This window comes from Desulfovibrio sp. UIB00 (assembly GCF_022508225.1).
Lineage (GTDB): Bacteria > Desulfobacterota > Desulfovibrionia > Desulfovibrionales > Desulfovibrionaceae > Desulfovibrio.
Genome location: NZ_JAETXJ010000001.1, coordinates 534982 through 556238, shown reverse-complemented (window position 1 = coordinate 556238; position 21257 = coordinate 534982). Strand labels below are relative to the sequence as shown.

Annotated in this window: 18 protein-coding genes; 15 read left to right on the top strand and 3 right to left on the bottom strand. The window is 58.8% G+C overall.

What is annotated here, in order from left to right; translation table 11 throughout:
* Window positions 1-2: 2 nt before the first annotated feature.
* The 15 genes from JMF94_RS02475 to JMF94_RS02405 all read left to right on the top strand — a co-directional run bounded on the left by JMF94_RS02475 (window position 3) and on the right by JMF94_RS02405 (window position 15561).
* Window positions 3-1064 carry a DHH family phosphoesterase gene (locus tag JMF94_RS02475; protein ID WP_240823612.1) on the top strand — a complete coding sequence of 354 codons (1062 nt, stop codon included), beginning with the start codon at window positions 3-5 and terminating at the stop codon, window positions 1062-1064.
* A 337-nt stretch (window positions 1065-1401) separates the two neighbouring features.
* The gene (locus JMF94_RS02470; protein ID WP_240823611.1) at window positions 1402-2199 is read left to right on the top strand and encodes a 2-amino-3,7-dideoxy-D-threo-hept-6-ulosonate synthase; all 798 of its coding nucleotides are present in this window, start codon (window positions 1402-1404) and stop codon (window positions 2197-2199) included.
* Between the two features lie 5 nt (window positions 2200-2204).
* Window positions 2205-3188 (top strand): 3-dehydroquinate synthase II family protein, encoded by a 984-nt coding sequence (locus tag JMF94_RS02465; RefSeq protein ID WP_240823610.1) that lies wholly within the window; start codon window positions 2205-2207, stop codon window positions 3186-3188.
* A 2-nt stretch (window positions 3189-3190) separates the two neighbouring features.
* Window positions 3191-4423 carry a prephenate dehydratase gene (pheA, locus tag JMF94_RS02460; protein WP_240823609.1) on the top strand — a complete coding sequence of 411 codons (1233 nt, stop codon included), beginning with the start codon at window positions 3191-3193 and terminating at the stop codon, window positions 4421-4423.
* Window positions 4420-5856 carry a 3-phosphoshikimate 1-carboxyvinyltransferase gene (locus tag JMF94_RS02455; protein ID WP_240823608.1) on the top strand — a complete coding sequence of 479 codons (1437 nt, stop codon included), beginning with the start codon at window positions 4420-4422 and terminating at the stop codon, window positions 5854-5856. The genes pheA and JMF94_RS02455 overlap by 4 nt, the downstream gene beginning before the upstream one ends.
* 137 nt (window positions 5857-5993) lie before the next feature.
* Window positions 5994-6725, top strand: a complete 732-nt coding sequence (locus JMF94_RS02450) for a prephenate dehydrogenase/arogenate dehydrogenase family protein (protein WP_240823678.1) — start codon at window positions 5994-5996, stop codon at window positions 6723-6725.
* Window positions 6726-6891: 166 nt separating this feature from the next.
* Window positions 6892-7971, top strand: a complete 1080-nt coding sequence (gene flhB, locus JMF94_RS02445; RefSeq protein ID WP_240823607.1) for a flagellar biosynthesis protein FlhB — start codon at window positions 6892-6894, stop codon at window positions 7969-7971.
* Between the two features lie 83 nt (window positions 7972-8054).
* Window positions 8055-10154, top strand: coding sequence for a flagellar biosynthesis protein FlhA (flhA, locus tag JMF94_RS02440; protein WP_240823606.1), 2100 nt, complete (start codon window positions 8055-8057; stop codon window positions 10152-10154).
* Between the two features lie 275 nt (window positions 10155-10429).
* A complete protein-coding gene (locus tag JMF94_RS02435) occupies window positions 10430-11473 on the top strand; it encodes a flagellar biosynthesis protein FlhF (protein WP_240823605.1) in 1044 nt (347 codons plus the stop codon).
* A 33-nt stretch (window positions 11474-11506) separates the two neighbouring features.
* On the top strand, window positions 11507-12319 hold the full coding sequence (locus tag JMF94_RS02430; protein ID WP_022657631.1) for a MinD/ParA family protein: 813 nt from the start codon (window positions 11507-11509) through the stop codon (window positions 12317-12319).
* 170 nt (window positions 12320-12489) lie between these two features.
* Window positions 12490-13269 carry a FliA/WhiG family RNA polymerase sigma factor gene (locus JMF94_RS02425; RefSeq protein ID WP_240823604.1) on the top strand — a complete coding sequence of 260 codons (780 nt, stop codon included), beginning with the start codon at window positions 12490-12492 and terminating at the stop codon, window positions 13267-13269.
* 77 nt (window positions 13270-13346) lie between these two features.
* A complete protein-coding gene (locus JMF94_RS02420; RefSeq protein WP_192112196.1) occupies window positions 13347-13727 on the top strand; it encodes a chemotaxis response regulator CheY in 381 nt (126 codons plus the stop codon).
* 291 nt (window positions 13728-14018) lie between these two features.
* On the top strand, window positions 14019-14687 hold the full coding sequence (locus JMF94_RS02415) for a flagellar basal body-associated FliL family protein (RefSeq protein ID WP_240823603.1): 669 nt from the start codon (window positions 14019-14021) through the stop codon (window positions 14685-14687).
* A 134-nt stretch (window positions 14688-14821) separates the two neighbouring features.
* Window positions 14822-15139 carry a hypothetical protein gene (locus JMF94_RS02410; protein ID WP_240823602.1) on the top strand — a complete coding sequence of 106 codons (318 nt, stop codon included), beginning with the start codon at window positions 14822-14824 and terminating at the stop codon, window positions 15137-15139.
* Window positions 15136-15561 carry a hypothetical protein gene (locus tag JMF94_RS02405; protein WP_022657626.1) on the top strand — a complete coding sequence of 142 codons (426 nt, stop codon included), beginning with the start codon at window positions 15136-15138 and terminating at the stop codon, window positions 15559-15561. Before JMF94_RS02410 ends, JMF94_RS02405 begins: the two co-directional genes overlap by 4 nt.
* Window positions 15562-15647: 86 nt before the next feature.
* Here JMF94_RS02405 and JMF94_RS02400 read toward each other — a convergent pair whose 3' ends face one another.
* From JMF94_RS02400 to JMF94_RS02390, 3 genes are all read right to left on the bottom strand, one after another.
* Window positions 15648-16331, bottom strand: coding sequence for a hypothetical protein (locus tag JMF94_RS02400; RefSeq protein ID WP_240823601.1), 684 nt, complete (start codon window positions 16329-16331; stop codon window positions 15648-15650).
* Between the two features lie 174 nt (window positions 16332-16505).
* Window positions 16506-18047: an efflux transporter outer membrane subunit gene (locus JMF94_RS02395; RefSeq protein WP_240823600.1), complete on the bottom strand. Its 1542-nt coding sequence runs from the start codon at window positions 18045-18047 to the stop codon at window positions 16506-16508.
* The gene (locus tag JMF94_RS02390) at window positions 18044-21250 is read right to left on the bottom strand and encodes a multidrug efflux RND transporter permease subunit (protein ID WP_240823599.1); all 3207 of its coding nucleotides are present in this window, start codon (window positions 21248-21250) and stop codon (window positions 18044-18046) included. Before JMF94_RS02390 ends, JMF94_RS02395 begins: the two co-directional genes overlap by 4 nt.
* Window positions 21251-21257: the final 7 nt, after the last annotated feature.

Here is a 21257-nt window from a genome sequence, read left to right as displayed (position 1 = left end):
TCATGGCTGGCGCCACAGACCACATCGCCCTGCTGCAAAAATGGCGGGCAGGTCTCAGCAAGGACGACCGCTGGTGCATCCTCATCAATGCCGACCCCGATGCCCTGGCATCGGCGCTGGCGCTCAAGCGTATTATGATCCACAAGGTGCACAACGTGGACATTGCGCGCATCAATGAGGTGACCCGGCCCGACAACCTGGCCATGATCCGCTATCTGAACATCCCGGTGCGCCCCTGGCAGCCTGAAAATGCCGACCAGTACACCCACTTTGCCATGGTGGATTCCCAGCCGCACCATAGCAAGGCTTTTCAGGGCCTGCACTTTGACTGCATCATCGACCACCATCCCCTGCCCCGCGTCGCCAACAACATTACGGCATGCTCACTGGCTGGCCCGGCCTTGCTGCGTGATATCCGCCCCAACATGGGCGCCACCAGCACCATGATGGCCCGCTATCTCAAGGCCCTGCGCATGCGCCCAGGGCCAAGGCTTGCCACAGCCCTGCTGTACGGCATACGCACAGACACGGCGGCTTTTGAGCGCTCCGGCGGCGAAGACGATTTTCGCGCGTATCAGTGGCTTTCGCGCCATGCGGACAACGGCCTGCTGCGACGTATTCTGCGTAGCGAATACCTGCGGGAATGGCTGCCGCTGTTTTCACGTGCATTCCGTTCCCTTGCCGACTGCCGAGGCGGCGGGGCCTTTGCCTCGCTCAACGAGGTCAACAGCGCAGACCTTTTGGTGGCAGTGGCGGACTTTTTCACACGGGTGCACGGCCTGCGGTGGATAGCCGTGAGCGGCGTGGTGGACAAAACCGTTATCGTGATCTTTCGCGGCGATGGCGGGCGGGACATTGGCCGTCTGGCGGACGCCTGTTTTTACGACGTGGGCGAGGCTGGCGGTCATCGCAATCTGGCCCGCGCGGAGTTTCCCCTGTCAGCAGTGCCGGAAGGGGTCAAACCCGGCGAATTTGTGCTCAGGCGGATTGAAACGCGCAAGCTGCGGCGCAAAGCAACACCCCCGGATGCCCCCTCAGACCCCGCAGAACGTGGCGCAGCCTGACCTTGCAAACAATTTTCATGCAAACTTCAATTTTCTATTGACAGGCTTTTGCATGCCGCGTAGCTTTTTACCTAGAAAATTTAAGGATACTTTCATGCAGCGCATTTCTTCCAACCACACCTCCTCCTACGCCGCCGGCATCTTTAGCTGGTATTATTTTGCGTACTTTACCGGAGCCTGTGGTCGGGAGCTTTGCTGACGCGTAAAAGTTAGAAAGTTCAACGGGCCGCAGGCAACAAGCCAGCGGCCCTTTTTTTGTATGGGCCGCCGGAAAAAATGCGGCAAACCCCGCCTCATGCGGGTCACCTTAAAGCAGCAGACTGAAAGGAGCGAGCCCATGTACCTTGGAAAAAAAATCCGCCTGGAACGCATCATCAACCGCACAAATGGCCGTACCATCATTGTTCCCATGGATCACGGAGTGACCATCGGCGCGGTTGAAGGCTTGGTGGACATGCGCGACACCGTCAACGACATGGCCACAGGCGGCGCGGACGCAGTGCTCATGCACAAGGGCCTTGTGCGTTGCGGACACCGCAACGCGGGCAGCGACATCGGCCTTATCATCCACCTCTCCGCCTCCACCGCTCTTTCGCCCCTCGGCAACACCAAAACCCTCGTTGGCACGGTTGAAGAAGCCATCAAGCACGGCGCGGACTGCGTTTCGGTGCACGTCAATCTGGGCGACCCCAATGAACGCCTCATGCTGGCCGATCTGGGCCGGGTGGCCGAATCGTGCGACAACTGGGGCATTCCGCTGCTGGCCATGATGTACGCGCGCGGCCCGCAGATTCAGAACGGCTACGCCAAGGATGTGGTTGCCCATTGCGCTCGCGTGGGTGTCGAGCTGGGCGCGGACATCGTCAAGGTGCCCTATACCGGCGATGCGGAAAGCTTCTCTGAAGTCGTGGCCGCCTGCTGCGTGCCCGTGGTTATCGCCGGTGGCGAGCGCATGGATTCCACCCGCCAGATCCTCCAGATGGTTCAGGATTCACTGAGTGCAGGCGGCGCGGGCATTTCCGTGGGCCGCAACGTATTCCAGCATCCCAACCGCGTTGCCCTGGTCAAGGCCCTGCGCGCCATTGTACACGACAACGCTTCCGTGGATCAGGCCATGGAAATTGTAGGAGAGTAAGCCGCATGTCCCGCATCTATTTCAACTGCGTTCCCTTTGACAAGGGCGATGTGACTCTGGCGCTGGAATCCGGCGTGGACGGCGTTATTGTGCCGCGCAAGCATGTGGAAGAAGTTTCCGGTCTTTCGCGCTGCCCTGTGTTGGCTGCCGAGGATACCGCCATGGTGGCGCTCAACGTCAAGGCAGACGAAGAAGCCGTGCTCGAACGGCTGCACAAGGGCGAGCGTGTGGTTCTCGCTCGCGGCTGGGAGGTAATACCTGTGGAAAACCTTCTGGCCCAGAGCGACAGCGTTCTGGCTGAGGCCGCTACGCTGGACGAGGCCCGCCTTGCCGCAGGAATTTTGGAACGCGGTGTGGCGGGCATTGTTGTATCCAGAGAGGCCGTGGCCGATCTCAAGACCATTGTCAGCCAGTGCAAGCTCGCGCAGGGGCATGAAGAACTGCTGCCCGCCGTGATCACCCGCGTGGAATCCGTGGGCCTCGGGCACCGCGTCTGCGCCGACACGCTCTCCATCCTGCGCAAGGGCCAGGGCATGCTGGTGGGCAATTCCAGCGCCTTTACCTTTCTTGTGCATGCGGAAACCGAACGCAACGAATATGTTGCCGCCCGCCCCTTCAGGGTCAATGCGGGGGCCGTGCATGCCTACGTGCGCCTGCCCGGCGACAAAACCACCTATCTTGGCGAATTCAAGGCGGGGCAGGAAGTGCTGATCGTGGACGCCAACGGCGAAACAAGCCTTGCCACCCTTGGCAGGGTCAAGATTGAAGTGCGCCCCATGCTGTTGGTTGAAGCCCAGGTTACCACCGAAGACGGCGTTAAAACCGGAGCGGTATTTTTGCAAAATGCTGAAACCATCCGCCTGACCACCCCCGGCGGCGAGCCGGTGAGCGTGGTGAGCCTGAAACCAGGCGATACTGTGCTGTGCCGCCTGGACGAAGCTGGTCGCCATTTTGGCATGCGCATCCGCGAAGACATCCGGGAGATATAAGCATGGACGACAGCAACAGCCACTGGCCCAAGGGCCACCCCGCAGCCGCAGCAGACCGTCAGGCAGCCTCTCCTGATGAGGCGGGCGCGCGCCTTGCCGCCATCCGACACGAGATTGACGCCGTGGATCAGGATCTGCTCACGCTCTTTAACCAGCGGGCGGCCCTGAGCCTCGAGGTGGGGCGCATCAAGGCAGATGTGCCGGGCATTATCTTCAAGCCCCTGCGGGAAAAGGAAGTGCTGGACAGTCTGGCAACGCGCAACCCCGGGCCCTTGCCGGAGGAGCATCTGCGGGCCATCTGGCGCGAAATATTTTCTTCTTCCCGCTCCTTGCAGCGGCCCCAGAATGTGGCCTATCTCGGCCCGGAAGGCACGTTTTCCTACTTTGCGGGCGTGGAGTATCTGGGCCATGCCGCCCAGTTCCGCCCCTGCAACGATATCACGCAGGTCTTTCAGGAAGTGGCTTCCGGTCAGTGCGAGCTCGGCGTGGTGCCGCTGGAAAATTCCCTTCAGGGAACCGTGGGGGTGAGCTTTGACCTGTTCCTCAAGTACGATGTGCATATTCAGGCCGAGCTGTTCTCGCGCATTTCGCACTGTCTGCTGAGCAACGCGCCTTCGCTGGCCGCCGTGCGCACCGTGTATTCCCACCCCCAGCCCCTGGCCCAGTGCGGCGCGTGGCTGCGCGCCCATCTGCCCGGCGCTGGCCTTGTGCCGGTGGAATCCACCGCTGCCGCCGCGCAGTATGCCGCTGGCAAGGAAGACGCGGCAGCCATCGGCCACGGCAAGCTGGCCGACCTCATGGGCATTGCTGTTCTGGCCCGCCGCATTGAGGATGAACCCGGCAACTGGACGCGCTTTGTGATCATCGGCCCCGGCGACGCGCGCTCGGGCAGCCGCACGGGCGGCCCGCAGCCCGGCCATACCGGCGCGGACAAAACCTCGTTGCTGTTCACTACGGCAGACAAGGCTGGCGCGCTCTCATGCGTGCTTGACCTACTGGCAAGCAATGGAATCAACATGCGCAAGCTGGAATCGCGCCCCCTGCGCGGTCAGCGCTGGAAATATGTATTTTTTGCCGATGTGGAAAGCGATCTCGAAGATCCCCGCTACGCCCCCCTGCTGGAAAAACTGCACGAAGTCTGTACCAGCTTCCGCATACTGGGCAGCTACCCCACAGGGCCGCAACTGGACCGTCTTGACCTCCACTCGGAAACACCGGAGCAGCCAGCCTCATGAGCCAGAGCACCATTATCATCACTGAGGCCGAAAAGCAGGCCACGGCAAGCGTTACCGCACCCGCTTCCAAATCTGTTTCGCACCGCTACCTTATTGGCGCGGCGCTGGCTCAGGGAGTTTCCACAGTGCGGCATACCCTTGAAAGCCGCGACCTCGAACGCACCCGCGCCATCCTGTGCGGGGCCGGGGCGAGCATGGAAACCCTGCCTGAAAGCACCCAGGCCTCCGGCGCGTGGCGCGTGACGGGCATGGGCGGCAAGCCTCGCGGTGGCGCAACGGGCTACCCCCTTTCCTGTGATGTGGAAGAATCCGGCACCACATGCCGCCTGCTCACCGCCGTGCTGGCCGCTGGCGAGGGCGAATTTCGCATACACGGCGCGCCGCGCATGCACGAAAGGCCCATCGCAGAACTGACGGACGCACTCAAAAAGCTGGGGCTTGCCGCCACCTTTGAAGGCAAGCCCGACTGCCCGCCTCTGGTGCTGCACGCCAAGGGCCTCAACCCTGCCCTGTGTGGGGGCGAGGTGACGCTGGGCATGGATATTTCGAGCCAGTATTTTTCAGGCCTGTTGCTGGCGGCCCCCATGGGACCTGCGCCTTTGTCAGTAACGCTTGGCGGGCAGAAAGCCGTATCCTGGCCCTATGTGGGGCTGACCCTGCAATGCCTGACCGACTACGGCATCCGCTTTGACGTGGAAACCCGCGACGAGGCCGATGCTCCATGGGAAATGCTGCCTCCTGGCGCATGGCGCGAACTCAAGGCCGCGCATCCCGGCTGCCTGCGTGTGACAGTCCATCCCGGCGCGTACCGCGCGGGCAACTACACTGTTGAAGGCGACTGGTCTGGCGCGTCCTATCTGCTGGCCGCTGGCGCACTGGGCCTCAAGCCTGTGAGGGTTGAAGGTCTGCGCACGGATTCCCTGCAGGGCGACCGCGCCATGCTGGGCATTTTGCAACGCATGGGCGCGCGCATGACCATGACGGAAGATTCCGTCACCGTGTACCCCTCCGCCCTTCATGGCGTGGAGCTGGACATGGGCGACTGCCCCGACCTCGTGCCCACGGTAGCTGTGCTGGCCGCCTTTGCGCAGGGTTCCACGCGCATCAGCAATGTGGCCCATCTGCGTTATAAAGAGTCGGACCGCATCAGCGCCCCGGCGCAGGAGCTTGCCAAGGCTGGCGTGGTCATTGACCAGCTCTCAGACGGCATGCTCATTCACGGCCTGGCTGGACGCGGCAACGGCAAGCCAGATTGTCCGCGTTTGCCCGAGGGAGTTTCCCTCTCTGCCCACAACGACCACCGCATCGCCATGTCTCTGGCCCTGCTGGGACTGCGCCAGCCTGAAACAAATGTGCGCGCCCTGCTGGACGACCCGCTGGTGGTGCGCAAATCCTTTCCGCAATTCTGGAATATCTGGGAGCAACTGGCATGAACGGCAATCAAGGCAGTAACGGCACTCCTGCCGCCCATAACGGCGGGGAATCCGCTGCGGAGGATGGATTTGACGGTTTTACCGGCTTCTGCCCGCGCAATCCCGTAAAAACCGTCATTGTTGGCTCCACTGGCCGCATGGGCGCCATGCTGCTGGCTCGCGCCGAGTCGGCAGGGCTGAATGTGGCGGGTGTGGACGTGCCCCTGACGCCCGAAGTTCTGGCTCCCGCCTGCGAGGGGGCCGAACTGGCCATCATTTGCGTTCCTGCCGCTGTGTTCAGCGAGGTTATTGCTACGGTCTGCCCGCATCTGCTCCCTGGGGCTGTGCTGGCGGACATCACCTCCGTAAAGGAAATTCCGCTGCAACAGATGGAGAAGGTCTGGGCCGGGCCAGTGGTGGGCACGCATCCCCTCTTTGGCCCCAAGCCGGATCCGCAGGCAGACCAGCCCGTAGCTATTGTGCCGGGGGGCCATGCGGGGCAAATTCATGTGGAACTGGCCTCGGGCTTTTTTACAGCCCTTGGCTGCCGTGTTTTCTGCACCACGGCCGAAAAACACGACAAGGCCATGGCCAGCATCCAGAATATGAACTTCATCACCAGCCTGGCGTACTTCGCCCTGCTGGCGGAGCATGAGGACCTGCTGCCCTTTCTTACGCCTTCATTCCGCCGCCGCCAGAACGCTGCCCGAAAAATGCTGACAGAAGACGCGCGCATGTTCGCTGGCCTGTTTGAAGCCAATCCCTACAGCTACGAAGCTGTGCGCCAATACCGGCAGATGCTCAACCTCGCCGCCGCTGGCGATATTGACCTGCTCAGCCAGCGCGCCCGCTGGTGGTGGCAGGAAGAAGAGGATCAACAAACGCACTGACTTCAAACAGCTCGCAACAAATGACGCACATGCGGAGGAAACTCCATGCGCCCAATGAGCGTTGCGCCCTGATCTGATATGCCCGCCAGTTCTCTGACGGGCATATTTTTTGCTATTGTCTGGGCAACGCGCTTAACAGCGCCAACCAAACCAGGGCGGTAAGAGCATGTTCGGTTCGCAGGAAGATCCAAGCAGAACAGAAAAAGCCACTCCAAAACGCGTCAGCAAGCAGCGTGAGGAGGGCAATGTTCCCAAAGCGCCAGAACTGGGCAAGGCCGTGAGCCTGCTTGGGGGCTTGTGTATTCTCTATGCCTGGATTGGCCCCATGGCCGACGACATCAAGCGCCTGTTCCGCCACTTTCTCAGCCACTCGTGGGAGTTCGATCCCAACCCTGAAAACGTCTACAGCCTCAGCATTGACGTCACGCTTGAAATTGCCCGTATGATCATGCCCATCCTGCTGACTCTGGGCTTTCTGGCCTTCCTGGCGCAACGCCTACAGGTGGGAAAACTCTGGACAACCAAGGCGATACGCCCCACATTGAAGCGCTTCAACATAATTCAGGGCCTCAAGCAGATGCTGGCATCGCCGCAAACAGCCCTGCGCACTATCAAGAGCCTGCTGTTTTCTCTTGTTCTCGGCATCATCCCCGGCTGGATCATCTTCAAGGAACATCAGAATTTTCTGCCCATGTACTACGCCAGCACCGAGGGCGTGGCGACCTACATGCTGCAAATGGCTTTCAAGCTGACCTGCTACGCGCTGCTGCCAATTATTGCCATTGCCATTTTTGACGTATGGCAGTCGCGCTATGCCTATAACGAAGGCATGAAAATGACCAAGTCGGAAGTGAAGGACGAGCAGAAGCAGGCTGATGGCGACCCCGTGGTCAAGGGGCAGCAGCGCAGAAAAATGATGGAAATGATGAGCAAACGCATGCTTGCCGACGTGCCCAAGGCGGATGTGGTGGTCACAAACCCCACGCACATAGCCGTGGCCCTGAGCTATAATACCTCGGAAGCTCCCGCGCCCATCGTGCTTGCCAAGGGCGCAGACAATCTGGCCGAAAAAATCAAGGAAGTAGCCCGCGAAAACAGGATTCCCATTCGCGAAAACGTACCTCTGGCACGGGCTTTGTATAAGTCCACAGAGGTGGGCGACATGATTCCCGAAGAGCTTTACAAAGCGGTGGCTGCTGTGCTGGCCAGCATCTGGAAGCTCAAGCCCAAGGCGGCAAGGCCCTAGAAAGGCAAGGAATTTTTCCATCTTGTCCATACGTACCAGGGTAAACCCGCTTTCGGGAACCAACGCAGAGAGGTGTCATAAAAATGGCTGCCGTAGTAATCCCCCAGCTTGATTACGCTCGATTTTCAAAAAACGGCGAAATATTTCTTGCAGCCGGTGTGGTCACCATCCTGTTTGTCATGCTGGTGCCTCTGCCCACGTTTTTTCTCGATTTCATGCTCTGCATCAGTATTTCCATTTCACTGCTGGTGCTTATAACCACAATGTTCATGACCTCGCCGCTGGAATTTACCATCTTTCCTTCGCTGCTGCTGGTCACAACCCTTCTGCGGCTGGCGCTCAACGTTGCGTCCACCCGCCTTATTCTGCTCAACGGCAATATGGGCGCAAACGCCGCTGGCGAAGTCATCCGAGCGTTCGGCCAGTTTGTTGTGGGCGGCAGTTACGTTGTGGGCGCCGTTATCTTTATGATCCTGTTCATTCTGAACAAGACCGTTATCACCGCTGGTACTTCGCGTATCGCAGAAGTGGCGGCCCGCTTCACCTTGGACGCCATGCCCGGCAAGCAGATGGCCATTGAAGCCGACCTCAACGCTGGTTTGCTGGATGAAGAACAGGCCAATGCCCGCCGCGCAGGGCTGCGCAAGGAAGCAGATTTTTACGGCGCCATGGACGGTGCCTGCAAATTTGTTTCAGGCGACGTGAACGCAGGCATGTTCATCACCCTGGTGAACCTTGTGGGCGGCATCATCATTGGTATGGTCCAGAAAGATATGGACTGGAACACAGCCCTCACCACCTATTCTCTGCTGACCATCGGTGACGGCCTGGTTTCCACCATACCTTCCATCATTGTTTCCACAGGCACTGGCCTGCTGGTTTCGCGCGCCGCCTCCGAAGCCAAGATGGGCGAAGAATTTCTGGCCCAGCTTACCTTCAACAGCCGTGCGCTCAAGATGGTCTCGGGCGTGCTGCTGCTGTTTGCGCTGGTTCCCGGTCTGCCGACCATTCCCTTCCTCTGCATATCCATCCTCATCTTTGTGGTGAGCCGCCTCACGGAAAACAAGGATCAGGAGGCCGCCAACAAGGCCAAGGCAGACAAGAAAAAGAAAAGCAGTTCCGGCACCGCCGATACGCCGGAAGAGGTACAGGCCCTGTTGCCCCTTGATACACTTGAACTTGAAGTGGGCTACGGCCTCATCCCCCTGGTGGACGAAGAACAGAGCGGCAACCTGCTGGCCCGCATCCGCTCCATACGCCGACAGTTTGCGCTGGACATGGGCGTGGTCATTCCCTCGTTGCACCTGCGCGATAACCTGCAGCTCAAGCCCGGCCAGTATGCCCTGCTTATCAAGGGCAATCAGGTGGCTTCGGCAGAAATTCTGGTCGATCACTTTCTGGCCATGGATCCCGGCAACGTGACCACCAAGATCAGCGGCATTGAAACGCGCGAGCCTGCCTTTAACCTGCCTGCCCTGTGGATTCCAGACAGTCAGCGCGAGGAGGCCATGCTTGCGGGCTACACGGTGGTTGACCCGGCAACGGTTATCGCCACGCATCTGACGGAAGTGTTCAAGCGTCAGCTGGCCGACTTTCTTGACCGCCAGGGCGTGCAGGGGCTGCTGGACACGGTCGCCAAGCATTCGCCCAAGGCAGTGGAAGACCTGGTGCCCAACGTGCTGCCCCTTGGCGTGGTGCAGAAAGTGCTGCAACTGCTGGTGCGCGAAAGCGTCAGCATACGCGACATGCTCACCATTGTGGAAACTCTGGGCGACTTTGGCTCAAGCGTCAAAAATCCCGACACGCTGGCAGAATATGTGCGCGAAAAACTCTCCCGCGCCATCGTGCGGCCCTACCTGGACAGCCAGGGAACGCTTTCAGTGTTGACCCTTGCGCCCAATGCCGAGCGCCTGGTGCAGGAAGGCATTCGCCATGCCGACAACGGCGTGACCTTCCTCTCCATGAATCCGGCTGTGGCCCAGCGGCTGGTGAACAATATCAGCACGGCTGCCGACAATGCGGTGAATACCGATGCCCAGCCGGTGCTGCTGGTGACACCGATCATCCGCCCGCATCTGGCCCAGATTGTCACGCGCTTTCTCCCCACGGTGCCGGTCATCTCGCAGGCGGAGATTCCGCCCGACATCCGGCTGCAATCGGTGGGCGTGGTCAGCGCCGACTAATCCGGTCTGGCTCAACGTTACGCGGCGCTCCGACCCTTGAGTCAGAGCGCCGCTTTATTTTTTATATTACGCTTCAGCTATCAGGATTCGTTGCCTTTTACTTTTCCACCAGCTAGTATTGTCTATGGCGAAAGCTGCGTTCATGTGACTGTTACCGCATGGGTCAATACTGCCCAAAAAGTTGGCCCCGAATTTGCAGATACTGGTCTGTCGTCAAACAAACGGCACTGATGCGCCGCTGGGCGATATTGAACCGTTAGGCAAAGGAATGGGCCATGCAGGTAAAGACGTTCACAGGGGCCACATCACAGGAAATTCTGGCCAGAATCAAGGCCGAGATGGGGCCTGACGCCGTTATCCTGGGCAACCGCACCTATCGCAAAAACGGTGCCGTCTGCCATGAAATAACTGCCGGGATAGAGCGCCCCAAGACCGAAGCAGCGCAAGCTGCAGGCGCGCCTGCAGGTTGGGGCGAATGGCACAAGGAATGGATGCATCTCAAGGATCAGATCTTTGCCTTGATGAAGCCGGCCATTCAGCTTGAACGCCTCACGCCCCGCCAGCGTGTTGCTCTGGAATATTTGCAGCGCGAAGGTGTTTCTGACTCTGTGGCGGTTGACCTTTATCAGCGTTTGCTGGCCGAACCCGGAGCCTCTGTGCTTGAATGCCTCTGCGGCATGGTGCCGGTCAAGGCTTGGGGCGCGGAACAGTGGCGGCAGCGCATCCACCTGATGGCCGGGCCTTTCGGTTTTGGTAAAACCACAACGGCCCTGCGCTTTGCACTGCACCTGCGCAAACACGAGCCAGAAGCGCGCATTGCCTTTATCAACGCCGACTGCCTGCGCGGCAACGGCAGGCTGATTTTGCGCCACTGGGCGGAACTTTCCAATTTTACGTATATGGAAGCGCCGGACAAAGCCGCCATGGAACTTGCCCTGGCCGCCACCCGCGAGGCCCGCGCCGTATTCATTGATGTTCCCGGCCTTGACCGCAACGGCAATCTTGCCCACTGGCGGGCCGACATGGGCCTGGACACTGTGGAAGCTGCTACGCACCTTACGCTTTCGCCATTTTTTGACGCACTGCAAACACAGGCGTTTTTGCAAAGATACAAATTTGAAGGGCCTGGCTCCCTTGTATGGACCAAGCTGGACGAAGCCGTAAGCTTCGGCAATATTGTGAATGTGGCCTGCGCTGCCGGATTGCCGGTTTCAGCACTGTCGTTCGGCGCGGAACTCAAGGAAAGCCTTGCCCCGGCCACCGAGCCGCTGGTCTGGCGTCTTATTTTCAAAAGGCAACTTCCCGGCCAGGCCGCCTAGCGCGGCATGAGCCATAACATGTGGAGCAGACAGATGAGCGGCACTTTCCCTCTGGTTTTTTCCGTCACCTCAGGCAAGGGCGGCGTAGGCAAGACCAATATCTCGGTCAACCTCGCCATTTGCCTCGCGCAGCTGGGCAAGCAGGTGGTGCTTATTGACGCCGACCTCGGCCTGGCCAACGTAGACGTGGTGCTTGGTCTGACCCCGCAGAAGAATATTTTTCATCTGTTCCACGAAGGGGCCACCATTTCGGACATACTCTTTCCCACGCCTTACGGCTTTTCCATCCTGCCTGCTTCTTCCGGCATGAGCGAAATGCTCACCCTTTCCACTGGGCAGAAGCTTGAACTGCTTGAAGCCGTAGACGAAATGGAAGACGGGCTTGACTACCTCATCGTGGACACAGGTGCAGGCATCAGCGACAACGTGCTCTATTTCAACATGGCAGCGCAAGAACGCCTGGTAGTGCTTACACCGGAACCGACCTCGCTCACTGACGCCTATGCCCTTATCAAGGTGCTGAAGAACAATCATGGCGTTGAACGCTTCAAGGTGTGCGTCAATATGGCCCCTGACCTCAAGACGGCCAAGGACATGTTTGTACGTCTGCATCAGGCCTGCGACCATTTTCTCAGTGGCGTCTCCCTGGAACTCGTGGGCGTTATCCCGCGCGATACCGGTGTGCGCAAGGCCGTGGTGCAGCAGTTGCCCTATTGCATAAGCGAACCGCAAAGCCCGGCGGCAAAGGCCACCATGTCGCTGGCCAAGAACATCAGCGCATGGGAAGCCCCCGAAAACCTCGACGGCAACATCAAGTTTTTCTGGAAAAAACTGCTGTTCCGCTAGCATTGCAGATGGGATTTCGGGCCTGAAAAGCCTTTGGCGACAGAAACAACGTTCCATAACCTCAACGTGTCAAAAACGCAGCGCAACCAGCCTTGGCGGGCAGGTGGAGCGAGGCATAACAGGCATCCAGATGCCACGGGGTAGAAGAGGCAAATCCGAAGGAAACCAACATGAAGACCGGCACAGCGCAAGCGCAAGCTCCCTGCCCCTGGGAAGCGCTCGAAACCGGGGCAACCCCTTGGGAGAGCTTTTCACCGGCAGAGCAGGAATCCGTGGTGCGTCACTATGCGCCCAAGATACGCTTTCTCGCTTTGCGGCTCAAAGCCAAGTTGCCACGCAGCATAGAACTGGGGGAGCTGATCAGCTCCGGCACCCTGGGCCTCATGGAAGCCTTGGGCAAGTTCAGGCCGCAGCTCGGCATCCGCTTTGAAACGTATGCCGAAAGCCGCATCAAGGGAGCCATGCTTGATGAATTGCGCCGACTTGACTGGTTTCCCCGGTCCTTGCGTCAGCGTGTGCGGGTGCTTGATGAAGCCATGCGCAAGGTTGAGCACGAGCAAGGCCGACAGGCCACCGAGGACGAGCTGCAAAAGATCACCGGCCTCGACATGCGCGATGTGCGGCAGGGGCTTGAAGCCCTGCAAAACCAGCTCTGGATTTCACTTGACGCCATTCAGGACACGCTCTCGGGCGAAGGCCCCGAAGGCGGAGAACCCTTCCGCAGCACTGCCCTGCAAGAGCTTGTGGAGCGCGTGGCGCCGCTGATCGACCGCTTGACGCCAAGAGAAAAGTTGGTACTCTCGCTGTATTATACTGATGAGTTGAATATGCGTGAAACTGCCGAAGTCATGGGCATCACCGAAGGCAGGGTTTCACAATTACATTCACAGGCCCTGAGCCGCCTTCGCAAGGAATTTCATAATCTTTACGGCGAAGGCACTGAAATATAAGCTTACAACAGACAGTGGCGCACGGCTGCAACGTCTGTTGCAAACCGATATTGACGGCGCTTCAAGGAGTTCTTCTCATGCCTTACAATCCGAATATGCGAGTTCTTGTGGTTGACGATTTTTCCACCATGCGCCGTATTGTGCGCAACATTCTGCGCCAGCTTGGTTTTCAGAACGTGGTGGAAGCCGATGACGGCACCTCGGCATGGGAAGTTCTGAACCGCGAAAAGATCGACTTTATCGTTTCTGACTGGAACATGCCCCAGATGACAGGCATTGACCTGCTCCGCAAGGTTCGCTCAAGCGAGCAGTTTGCCAACATCCCCTTTCTGATGGTTACTGCTGAAGCCCAGCAGGAAAACATCATTGAAGCGGTACAGGCCAAAGTTTCCAACTATATCGTCAAGCCTTTCACGGCGGACACGATGAAGCAGAAAATCGACAAGATTTTCCCCTAGAGTATTACACGTTAAAATACTTGCCTGTGGCGGTACGCATTCGCCCGGCAATCATGCGTGGCGCGGATATATACAAGTATCTACGCAAGGCAGCCAGCCTTTTCCCAGGCAACCTGCCCTTGGGCACAGCGCCAAGATTTCCCTGGCTTTGACGGCCCGCTCCTGGCCGGGGTCAGCGCTGTACGCGCTCTCCTGGTTCGGGGCGGGTTTTTTGTTCTTAGTGGTTGCGGTAGTATAGTGTTGGTCACGGCATGGAACAGATGAACAGGCCGTGATTGTCAGGAGAGGCGCGTGGCTGAAAAGCAGGATTTGAAAGACGCCCCCGTCAAGGATGAACTTCAGGTTGCGGTCAGCCAGGATACAAGCCTGCGCAAGGTCGAACTTGATCTTGACGATGCCCCGTTCCTTGTGGAACAGGCGCCTCCTCCCCCGGCCAAAACAGAGGAAGCCCCTCTTCAGGTAGCCGAAGAAGGGGCCGAACAACCCAAGAAGAAAAAAAAGCTGCTGATCATTGCTGCCGCTGCTGGCCTGCTCGTGCTGCTGGTGGCAGGCGCTGCAATCTGGTGGTTTGTACTGCGCACTCCCCCGCCGCCGGCTCAAGAGCCAATCAAGCCAGAGGTGATCGTAGTGCCTTCTGCAAAAACGCCTACGGCCCAGCCTGACAGCGTCAAAGAACTGGCGCCCTTTGTTATCCCCCGGCAAACAGCCACCGGCGCGCGCTTTTTAATTTGCAAATTTTCAACAGTCAGTCAAAGCCCCAGAGTGGGCATGGAGATTGACCACAAGCTCATTCCCCTACGCGATGCCCTGTATTATTACCTAAGCAGCAAGTCGGACGAGTTTTTGCTGAATCCAGCCAATACGGCCACCATTAAGAAAGACCTCAGCGGCGTGCTGAACGATTACCTGACGCAGGGTCGCATTGATGACATTTTGTTTGAAAGCTACCTGAACGAATAGCACAGCAGCTTCTGGCGGGCAGTGAAGCCCGCAGACGCCAGCGCCTGTAGCGCTGCTCAAGACATATTTGCTGCTGCATACGCGACCCTCTGAATGGTCGTACGGGCCCCCGAATCCGGCAACAGGAGGCCTCCATGAGCGTTGACGCCACCATGGCCGTGCTGTATGCCCAGACCAGCCTGGCCACATCCGTAAGCAATGCCGCTGCTGTCGCCCCGCAGGCATCGGCTGCCATGTCGCGCGTTCTTGCCGCCGCCATGGCAAAGCAGGAGCAGCAACAGGTAACGCGCACAGAACCCGGAAACCAGACGGCGCTGACCCCGGATGCCGATCACCAGGGCGCTCCCCATTTTGGCAGCCGCAGAAGGCGGCGGCCCCCCCCTGAACCGGAAACCCCATCGGGTGAAACTTCATCCCCGCTTGTGGGCAACCTCTTGAACATAAAAGTATGAACGACACCCTGCTTTACGCACTTATCATGCTCTTTTCCCTCTTCGAGCTTGCCATACTTGGTGGTGTGCTTGTTTTTTATCTGCGCTTGCGCCGGTCAGAAGCGCTGCTCAACGCATTGCAGGGCAATCAGGACAGCCTGCTGGCGCGCATAGAAATGAACGCTCGGCTGGAAAAGGAAATCGTGGCTACGTTTGCCCAGCGGCAGGCGGAATTGCGGAATCTGGATGAGAAGCTTGAGGCGCGCACGCATGAACTGCGCCGCTTGCTGGAACAGGCAGAGGGCATCAGCCGCTCCCCCCAGTTTTTGCGGGAACTGATTTTGAATGGACACCGCAAAGGTCTGAACAGCCGGCAGATCGCCAAAAACGCTGGCCTCAGCGTGGATGAGGTGGATCTTATACTTGCGCAGAACGTCCAGTAACGCCATCCTGCCCTGTAGCTGCGGGCAGCTATTCCTGATGCAAGCCCACATTCCCAGACAAACAGACGCTAACTCCGGCGACCAGGCTAGAAGTCAAGCTTGAACTGCATGCCCAGCCCTAGGGCAGATTCCGGCTGCTTGTTGGCATTGGTTCGCTCGCGCTGCTCATCCTTGAGGATCAGCTCGGGCCCGACCCTGATGCTCAGGTCATCGCCTGCGTCCACATCCGCATAGGCGCGCACAACATGGCGGCTCTGCATGGGGACGTTTTCGTCCGCCTCCAGTTCATGCTGTCCCTTCTTCCGCCACGCGGAGTCTTCCTGCCCAACGCTCACGGCCATGCCGCTTTTGTGTTCTTCTTTTGCTGGAGGCCCTTTGAGGGCAGAATTGATGCTGGCCGTTGTATTTATTGATTTTTCCTTGGACGCGTCATCCCCCACGGCCCGCTTTTGCAGATCGTTGGAGCTTGTGCCTTCCCGCCATGCATCTCGGCTCTGCGCCTCGCCGCCAAACGCCCACGCTGGCGCGTGAATGCCCTTTGAGTTCTTTTCCTTCTGCTTGCTTTCGCGTCGGTTTGCCTTGGCAGAGTCCCCCTTTTTTTCGCCAGAACGCTTGGCTCTGGAGCTTTTTGGGGCAATCTGGGGGGCACTTATGCCGGTCTGTTCTGGCGGAGCCGGATTTTCCTTGGCGCATGCCAGATCCGGCGCAGAGCAGCACAAGCCCAGCGCGACGCAAAGAGAAAGGAAAATCAGGGGTAACTTTTTATCCATGTTTTTCCCTTTACGACAGGCATGCCCCTTCTGTAAAGCCCCGAAAACGAGGTGGACTGGCTTCAATACTCATATACGGGGACCATGGGAGCAAACGCACAGTGGGGGAAGCGCCGTCAGACGCTTCCCCCACTGTTTATCAGACAGCGGCAGCTTGCCGCTTCGGTTCGTGTATTATTCGGATTTAGCCGCAGGCGCGCTTGCCCGCCCGCCAGCCTGTTCCTGCAACAGCTTTTCTGTGTTCACCACAGGGAAGCTGGGGCTTGTGCCGGGGTCTTGCCAGCCGCCGCCAAGGGCCATGCACACGCTGACCACGCTATCAAGCCTGTCGCGCAACGATGTTGCCAACTGCAACTCGGCAGCAAAAAGCTGACGCTCGGCGTCCAGCACCGTCAGGTAGTCCGTATAGCCGTTGTCGTATTGCAGACTGGCGATCTGCACGGCACGCCGCAGGCTTTCAACCTGCACCTGCATGCTGCGCACGATATGGTCGGCCTCGCGCTGCGAGGTAAGCGACGTGCGGATGTCTTCAAAGGCAGACTGCACGGTTTTACGATACACGGCGATGGCTGCCTTTTTCTGGGCTTCGGCATCCTTGAGGTTATACCAGTTGCGGCCAAAATCCAGCAAGGGCACAGTGCCGCTTGCGCCATAGCTCCATGTACCAGCGGGGCCGGTAAAGAGGTTACCCATGGAAGCGCTCAGGGAACCCAGCATGCCCGTGAGGGAAATGGAGGGGAAGAACTGCGCGCGGGCAACGCCGATATTGGCATTGTAGGCCATGATGCTGAATTCTGCAGCGCGCACGTCAGGCCGCCGCTCCAGAAGGTCAGAGGGCAGGCCAGCGGGCAGCACAGGCGGCGCGGGCAGCATGTGGATGCCTTGTCCGCGTTTCATGGCCCGATCCATTATATCGCGGGGGGAACGGCCAAGCAGCACGGCCAGACCGGCCTCGGCCTTGTCCACAGCCACGGTGCTGGTGTGCACCTGGGCGCGGGCAGTTTCCACCTCTGCACGGGCGCGCTGCCAGTCAAGCTCGGTTATATCACCCTGTTTGTAGCGGGCGGTATAAATCCGGAAGGATTCTTCACGCGATTTCAGGGTGCGGCGGGCCGTATCAAGCTGCATGTCCTGCGCCAGCAGGGCAAAGTAGCCCTGAGCCGTCTGCCCTGCCACCGAGAGGCGCAGAGCTTCGTGCCCAATGACCGTGTTCATCAAGATATCGCTGAGCATGGTGTACTGGTTGCGGATCTTGCCCCAGAAATCCAGTTCCCAGGAGGCGCTCAGCGCGCCCTGGTAGGCTGTGGTAGAACGCGACAACTTGCTCTGGTCAAAAGGCACCGTGTTGGCGGCCTTTTCAGATGCGCCCTGAGCGGCGGCGGAACCGGTACCGTTGATGACGGGCATCAATGCGGCAGTCCCTACGCCAACCTGAGCGGCGGCAGATTCGATCTTGGCCATGGATTCAGCCAGATCCTGATTGTTCTTCAGCGCTTCTTCAACCAGTTCTGACAGCACAGGGTCGTTAAACCTGTTCCACCAGTCGGTATGCAGGGGCACTGAGCCCATATCCACTGCCCGCCACTGCTTGGGCATTTCCTGCTCCGGCCTGTCATAGTGCGGAGCAAGAGAGCATGCCGAAAGCAGCATGGCCAGCATCAGCACCAATGCAGGTGTCTTGAGCATTATGCCCGGGGCCTTGCCGGAAGCGCTCATATGTCGTCCTCCTGGTCTTCCGCAAGGTGGTCCCTGCCCGCATTGGGATCAGTTTTGCCCTGCAGTTTCAGTGAGAGTTGCATGATGGCCTTGAAGAAGAACGGCACAAACAACGTGGCTATGCACGTTGCCGCCAGCATGCCGCCGATGACCGCCGTACCGATGGCGTGACGGCTGTTTGCGCCCGCACCCGTACTGATGGCCAACGGCACGCAGCCAAGGATAAAGGCAAGCGAGGTCATCACGATGGGCCTAAAACGCAGTTTGGAGGCGTGGATGGCCGCAGCATCAAGGCTGCGCCCGGCGCGCCAGGCTTCAACAGCGAATTCCACGATAAGAATGGCGTTTTTGGCCGCCAGACCAACCAGGGTCACAAGTGCCACCTGGAAGTAGATGTCGTTGGAAAGCCCGCGCCCCCAGGTAGCCAACAAGGCTCCGAACACGCCAAAAGGCACGGCTGTGAGCACTGAAAGTGGCAAGGACCACGATTCGTACTGCGCGGCAAGAATCAGGAAGACCATGACCAGCGCCAGCACAAAGATGACAGTGGTGTCGGCGCTTGCCAGTTTTTCCTGAAGGGCGGTACCAACCCAGCCCAGCTGATAATCAGAGGACAAGACCACAGAAGCGGCTTTTTCCATTTCGCTGAGAGCCTGGCCCGAAGAATACCCAGGCGTGGGCGCACCCATGATGTGGGCTGCCGGGAACACGTTGTAGCGTTCCACAACCTGGGGTGCCGTGCGGCGTTCAAGGGTCATTACCGCAGTCAGGGGCACCATCTCGCCATTTTTATTTGGCACGTATATGTCGTTGAGGCTTTCAGGCAGCACGCGGGTTTCAGACTCAGCCTGAAGCCGGACCTGGAAGGTACGGCCCATGAGGTTGAAGTCGTTGACGTATGAACTGCCGAAGGTGGCGCTCATGGCCGAATACACATCGGCAATGCTGATGCCCATATCCTTGCAGCGTTCGCGGTCAAGGTTGGCGTAGAGCTGGGGCGAACCAGTGGTAAAGAGGTTGCGCACCATGCCCACTGCCGGGTACTTGGGCGTGCCGTCGGCATTTTTGGAGGTCACTTCAAGCACAAGCTTGTTGGCAGAGTCTTCCATGTCCTTGAGGCTGCCGCTGCCGCGCATCTGCACATAGCCTTCAAAACCACCGGTATTGCTCATGCCGCTGATGGGCGGCGGCGTAAAGCCCAAGATAAAGGCCTCGGGCTGCATAACGGTTACAGCGCCCACGGTGTTCACGATGACGCTGGCTGCATCCTTGGGATCCTTGCGTTCTCCCCAGGGTTTGAGCAGGGCAAAGAAGGTGCCGTAGTTACTCTTGGCGGCCATGGAGGTGATGTCCAGACCGGAGAGCGTACCCACGCTCAAAACCGCAGGGTTTTTAAGCATGAAGTCGGTAAGCACCTTGTTGACCGCACGGGTGCGGGGTTGGGCCGCGCCATCGTCCAGAATGGCCAGACCAAGCAGATAGCCCTGGTCTTCATCCGGCACAAGGCCGCCGGGCACCACGCGGAACAGCCCCACGATGCACAGAACCATGACCACGCAGAGCGCCAGCGCACGCCAGGCGGAGGCTTTGACAAAACGTACGGCGTTTACATAGCGGCGGGTAATGCGACCAAACACATAGTTGAACCACACAAAGCCCTTGGCAGGCGTGTGGTCATGGGCATGCGGCTTGAGCAGCAGGGCGCAGAGCGCCGGAGTGAGCGTCAGCGCCACAATACCCGAAAGCACCACCGACACCGAGATCGTTATGGCAAACTGCTTGTACATCTGCCCCGCAAGGCCGCCCATGAACGAAACAGGAATAAACACGGCGCACAGCACAAGCACAATGGCGATAACCGGGGCCGTAACTTCGTTCATGGCCTTTGCTGTCGCCTCTCTGGGCGGCAGATGCTCCGAACTCATGATACGTTCAACGTTTTCAAGCACAACGATGGCATCGTCCACCACGATACCGATGGCAAGCACCAGAGCGAACAGCGTAAGCGTGTTGATGGTGTAGCCAAAGGCGTACAGACCCGCGAACGTGCCGATAATGGATACAGGTACGGCAATGCAGGGAATGAGCGTGGCGCGCCAGTTTTGCAGAAAGACGTACACAACGATGAACACCAGGATCATGGCTTCGACCAGGGTGCTCACCACTTCCTTGATGGATTCGATAACGAAGTCGTTGTTGTCCACCAGCAGGGTGTAAGCCAGACCATCGGGCATGCGCGAGGCAATGTCCTCCAGCTTGGCCTTTACCATATCGCCGGTGGCGATGGCGTTGGCGCCCGGCAACAGATACACGGCGCCCATGCGGGCACCCATGCCGTTGTAGCTGGAAAGAACGCTGTAGTCCTTGCCGCCCAGTTCTATGCGCGCCACATCCTTGAGCCGCAGCATGGCGCTGTCATCTCCGGTGCGGATGATGATTTCGCCAAACTCTTCAGGCGTTACAAGGCGGCCCTGAGTGTCGATCTGCCAGGTAAGCTGGGTGGAGTCGGCCGTGGGCATGTCACCCAGACGTCCAGGGGCGTACTGCGAGTTCTGCTCCTGAATGGCCGAGGTTACCTGCTTTGTGGTAATGCCGTACTTGGCGAGCTTGTCCGGTTGCAGCCAGATACGCATGGAGTAGTCCATGCTGCCAAAAAGCGAGCAGTCGCCCACGCCGTTGATGCGCTTGAGTTCGTCAACAACGTTGACCTGAGCCCAGTTGTGGATGAACACGTCGCTATAGCGCCCGTCGGGCGAATAGTAACAGAACACCTGCAACATGGCGGGCGAACGCTTGACGACCGTGACGCCCTGCCTGCGCACATCTTCCGGCAAGGTGGCCTGGGCCAGGTTAACCTTGTTGTTAACGTTGACCAGAGCCATGTTGGCATCACTGCCCAGCTTGAAGTACACGTTGATGTTGCCCGAACCGGAACCCGAAGCGGCAATGGAAGTCATGTAGAGCATGTTTTCCACACCGTTGATGTTCACTTCAAGGGGAGCCAGAACCGTGGAGGCAATGGTTTCCGCTGAAGCGCCGGGATACGACACGCTCACGTTGACCGTGGGCGGCACAAGGTCGGGGTATTGTGCGATGGGCAGGGCCTTCATGGCCAGCGCGCCCACCAGAGTTATGACAATGGAGATAACGGCCGACAGAACCGGCCTGCGCAAAAAGAAATTCGGCTTTGTAGAAACAGCCATATGCTAC

Coding starts and splice junctions, on each gene's coding strand:
- JMF94_RS02470 (WP_240823611.1), top strand. CDS start 1,402: ATGTACCTTGGAAAAAAAATCCGCCTGGAACGCATCATCAACCGCACA.
- JMF94_RS02465 (WP_240823610.1), top strand. CDS start 2,205: ATGTCCCGCATCTATTTCAACTGCGTTCCCTTTGACAAGGGCGATGTG.
- JMF94_RS02435 (WP_240823605.1), top strand. CDS start 10,430: ATGCAGGTAAAGACGTTCACAGGGGCCACATCACAGGAAATTCTGGCC.
- JMF94_RS02400 (WP_240823601.1), bottom strand. CDS start 16,331: ATGGATAAAAAGTTACCCCTGATTTTCCTTTCTCTTTGCGTCGCGCTG.
- JMF94_RS02420 (WP_192112196.1), top strand. CDS start 13,347: ATGCCTTACAATCCGAATATGCGAGTTCTTGTGGTTGACGATTTTTCC.
- JMF94_RS02475 (WP_240823612.1), top strand. CDS start 3: ATGGCTGGCGCCACAGACCACATCGCCCTGCTGCAAAAATGGCGGGCA.
- JMF94_RS02450 (WP_240823678.1), top strand. CDS start 5,994: ATGGGCGCCATGCTGCTGGCTCGCGCCGAGTCGGCAGGGCTGAATGTG.
- JMF94_RS02455 (WP_240823608.1), top strand. CDS start 4,420: ATGAGCCAGAGCACCATTATCATCACTGAGGCCGAAAAGCAGGCCACG.
- JMF94_RS02430 (WP_022657631.1), top strand. CDS start 11,507: ATGAGCGGCACTTTCCCTCTGGTTTTTTCCGTCACCTCAGGCAAGGGC.
- JMF94_RS02390 (WP_240823599.1), bottom strand. CDS start 21,250: ATGGCTGTTTCTACAAAGCCGAATTTCTTTTTGCGCAGGCCGGTTCTG.
- JMF94_RS02425 (WP_240823604.1), top strand. CDS start 12,490: ATGAAGACCGGCACAGCGCAAGCGCAAGCTCCCTGCCCCTGGGAAGCG.
- flhA (WP_240823606.1), top strand. CDS start 8,055: ATGGCTGCCGTAGTAATCCCCCAGCTTGATTACGCTCGATTTTCAAAA.
- JMF94_RS02405 (WP_022657626.1), top strand. CDS start 15,136: ATGAACGACACCCTGCTTTACGCACTTATCATGCTCTTTTCCCTCTTC.
- flhB (WP_240823607.1), top strand. CDS start 6,892: ATGTTCGGTTCGCAGGAAGATCCAAGCAGAACAGAAAAAGCCACTCCA.
- JMF94_RS02395 (WP_240823600.1), bottom strand. CDS start 18,047: ATGAGCGCTTCCGGCAAGGCCCCGGGCATAATGCTCAAGACACCTGCA.
- JMF94_RS02410 (WP_240823602.1), top strand. CDS start 14,822: ATGAGCGTTGACGCCACCATGGCCGTGCTGTATGCCCAGACCAGCCTG.
- pheA (WP_240823609.1), top strand. CDS start 3,191: ATGGACGACAGCAACAGCCACTGGCCCAAGGGCCACCCCGCAGCCGCA.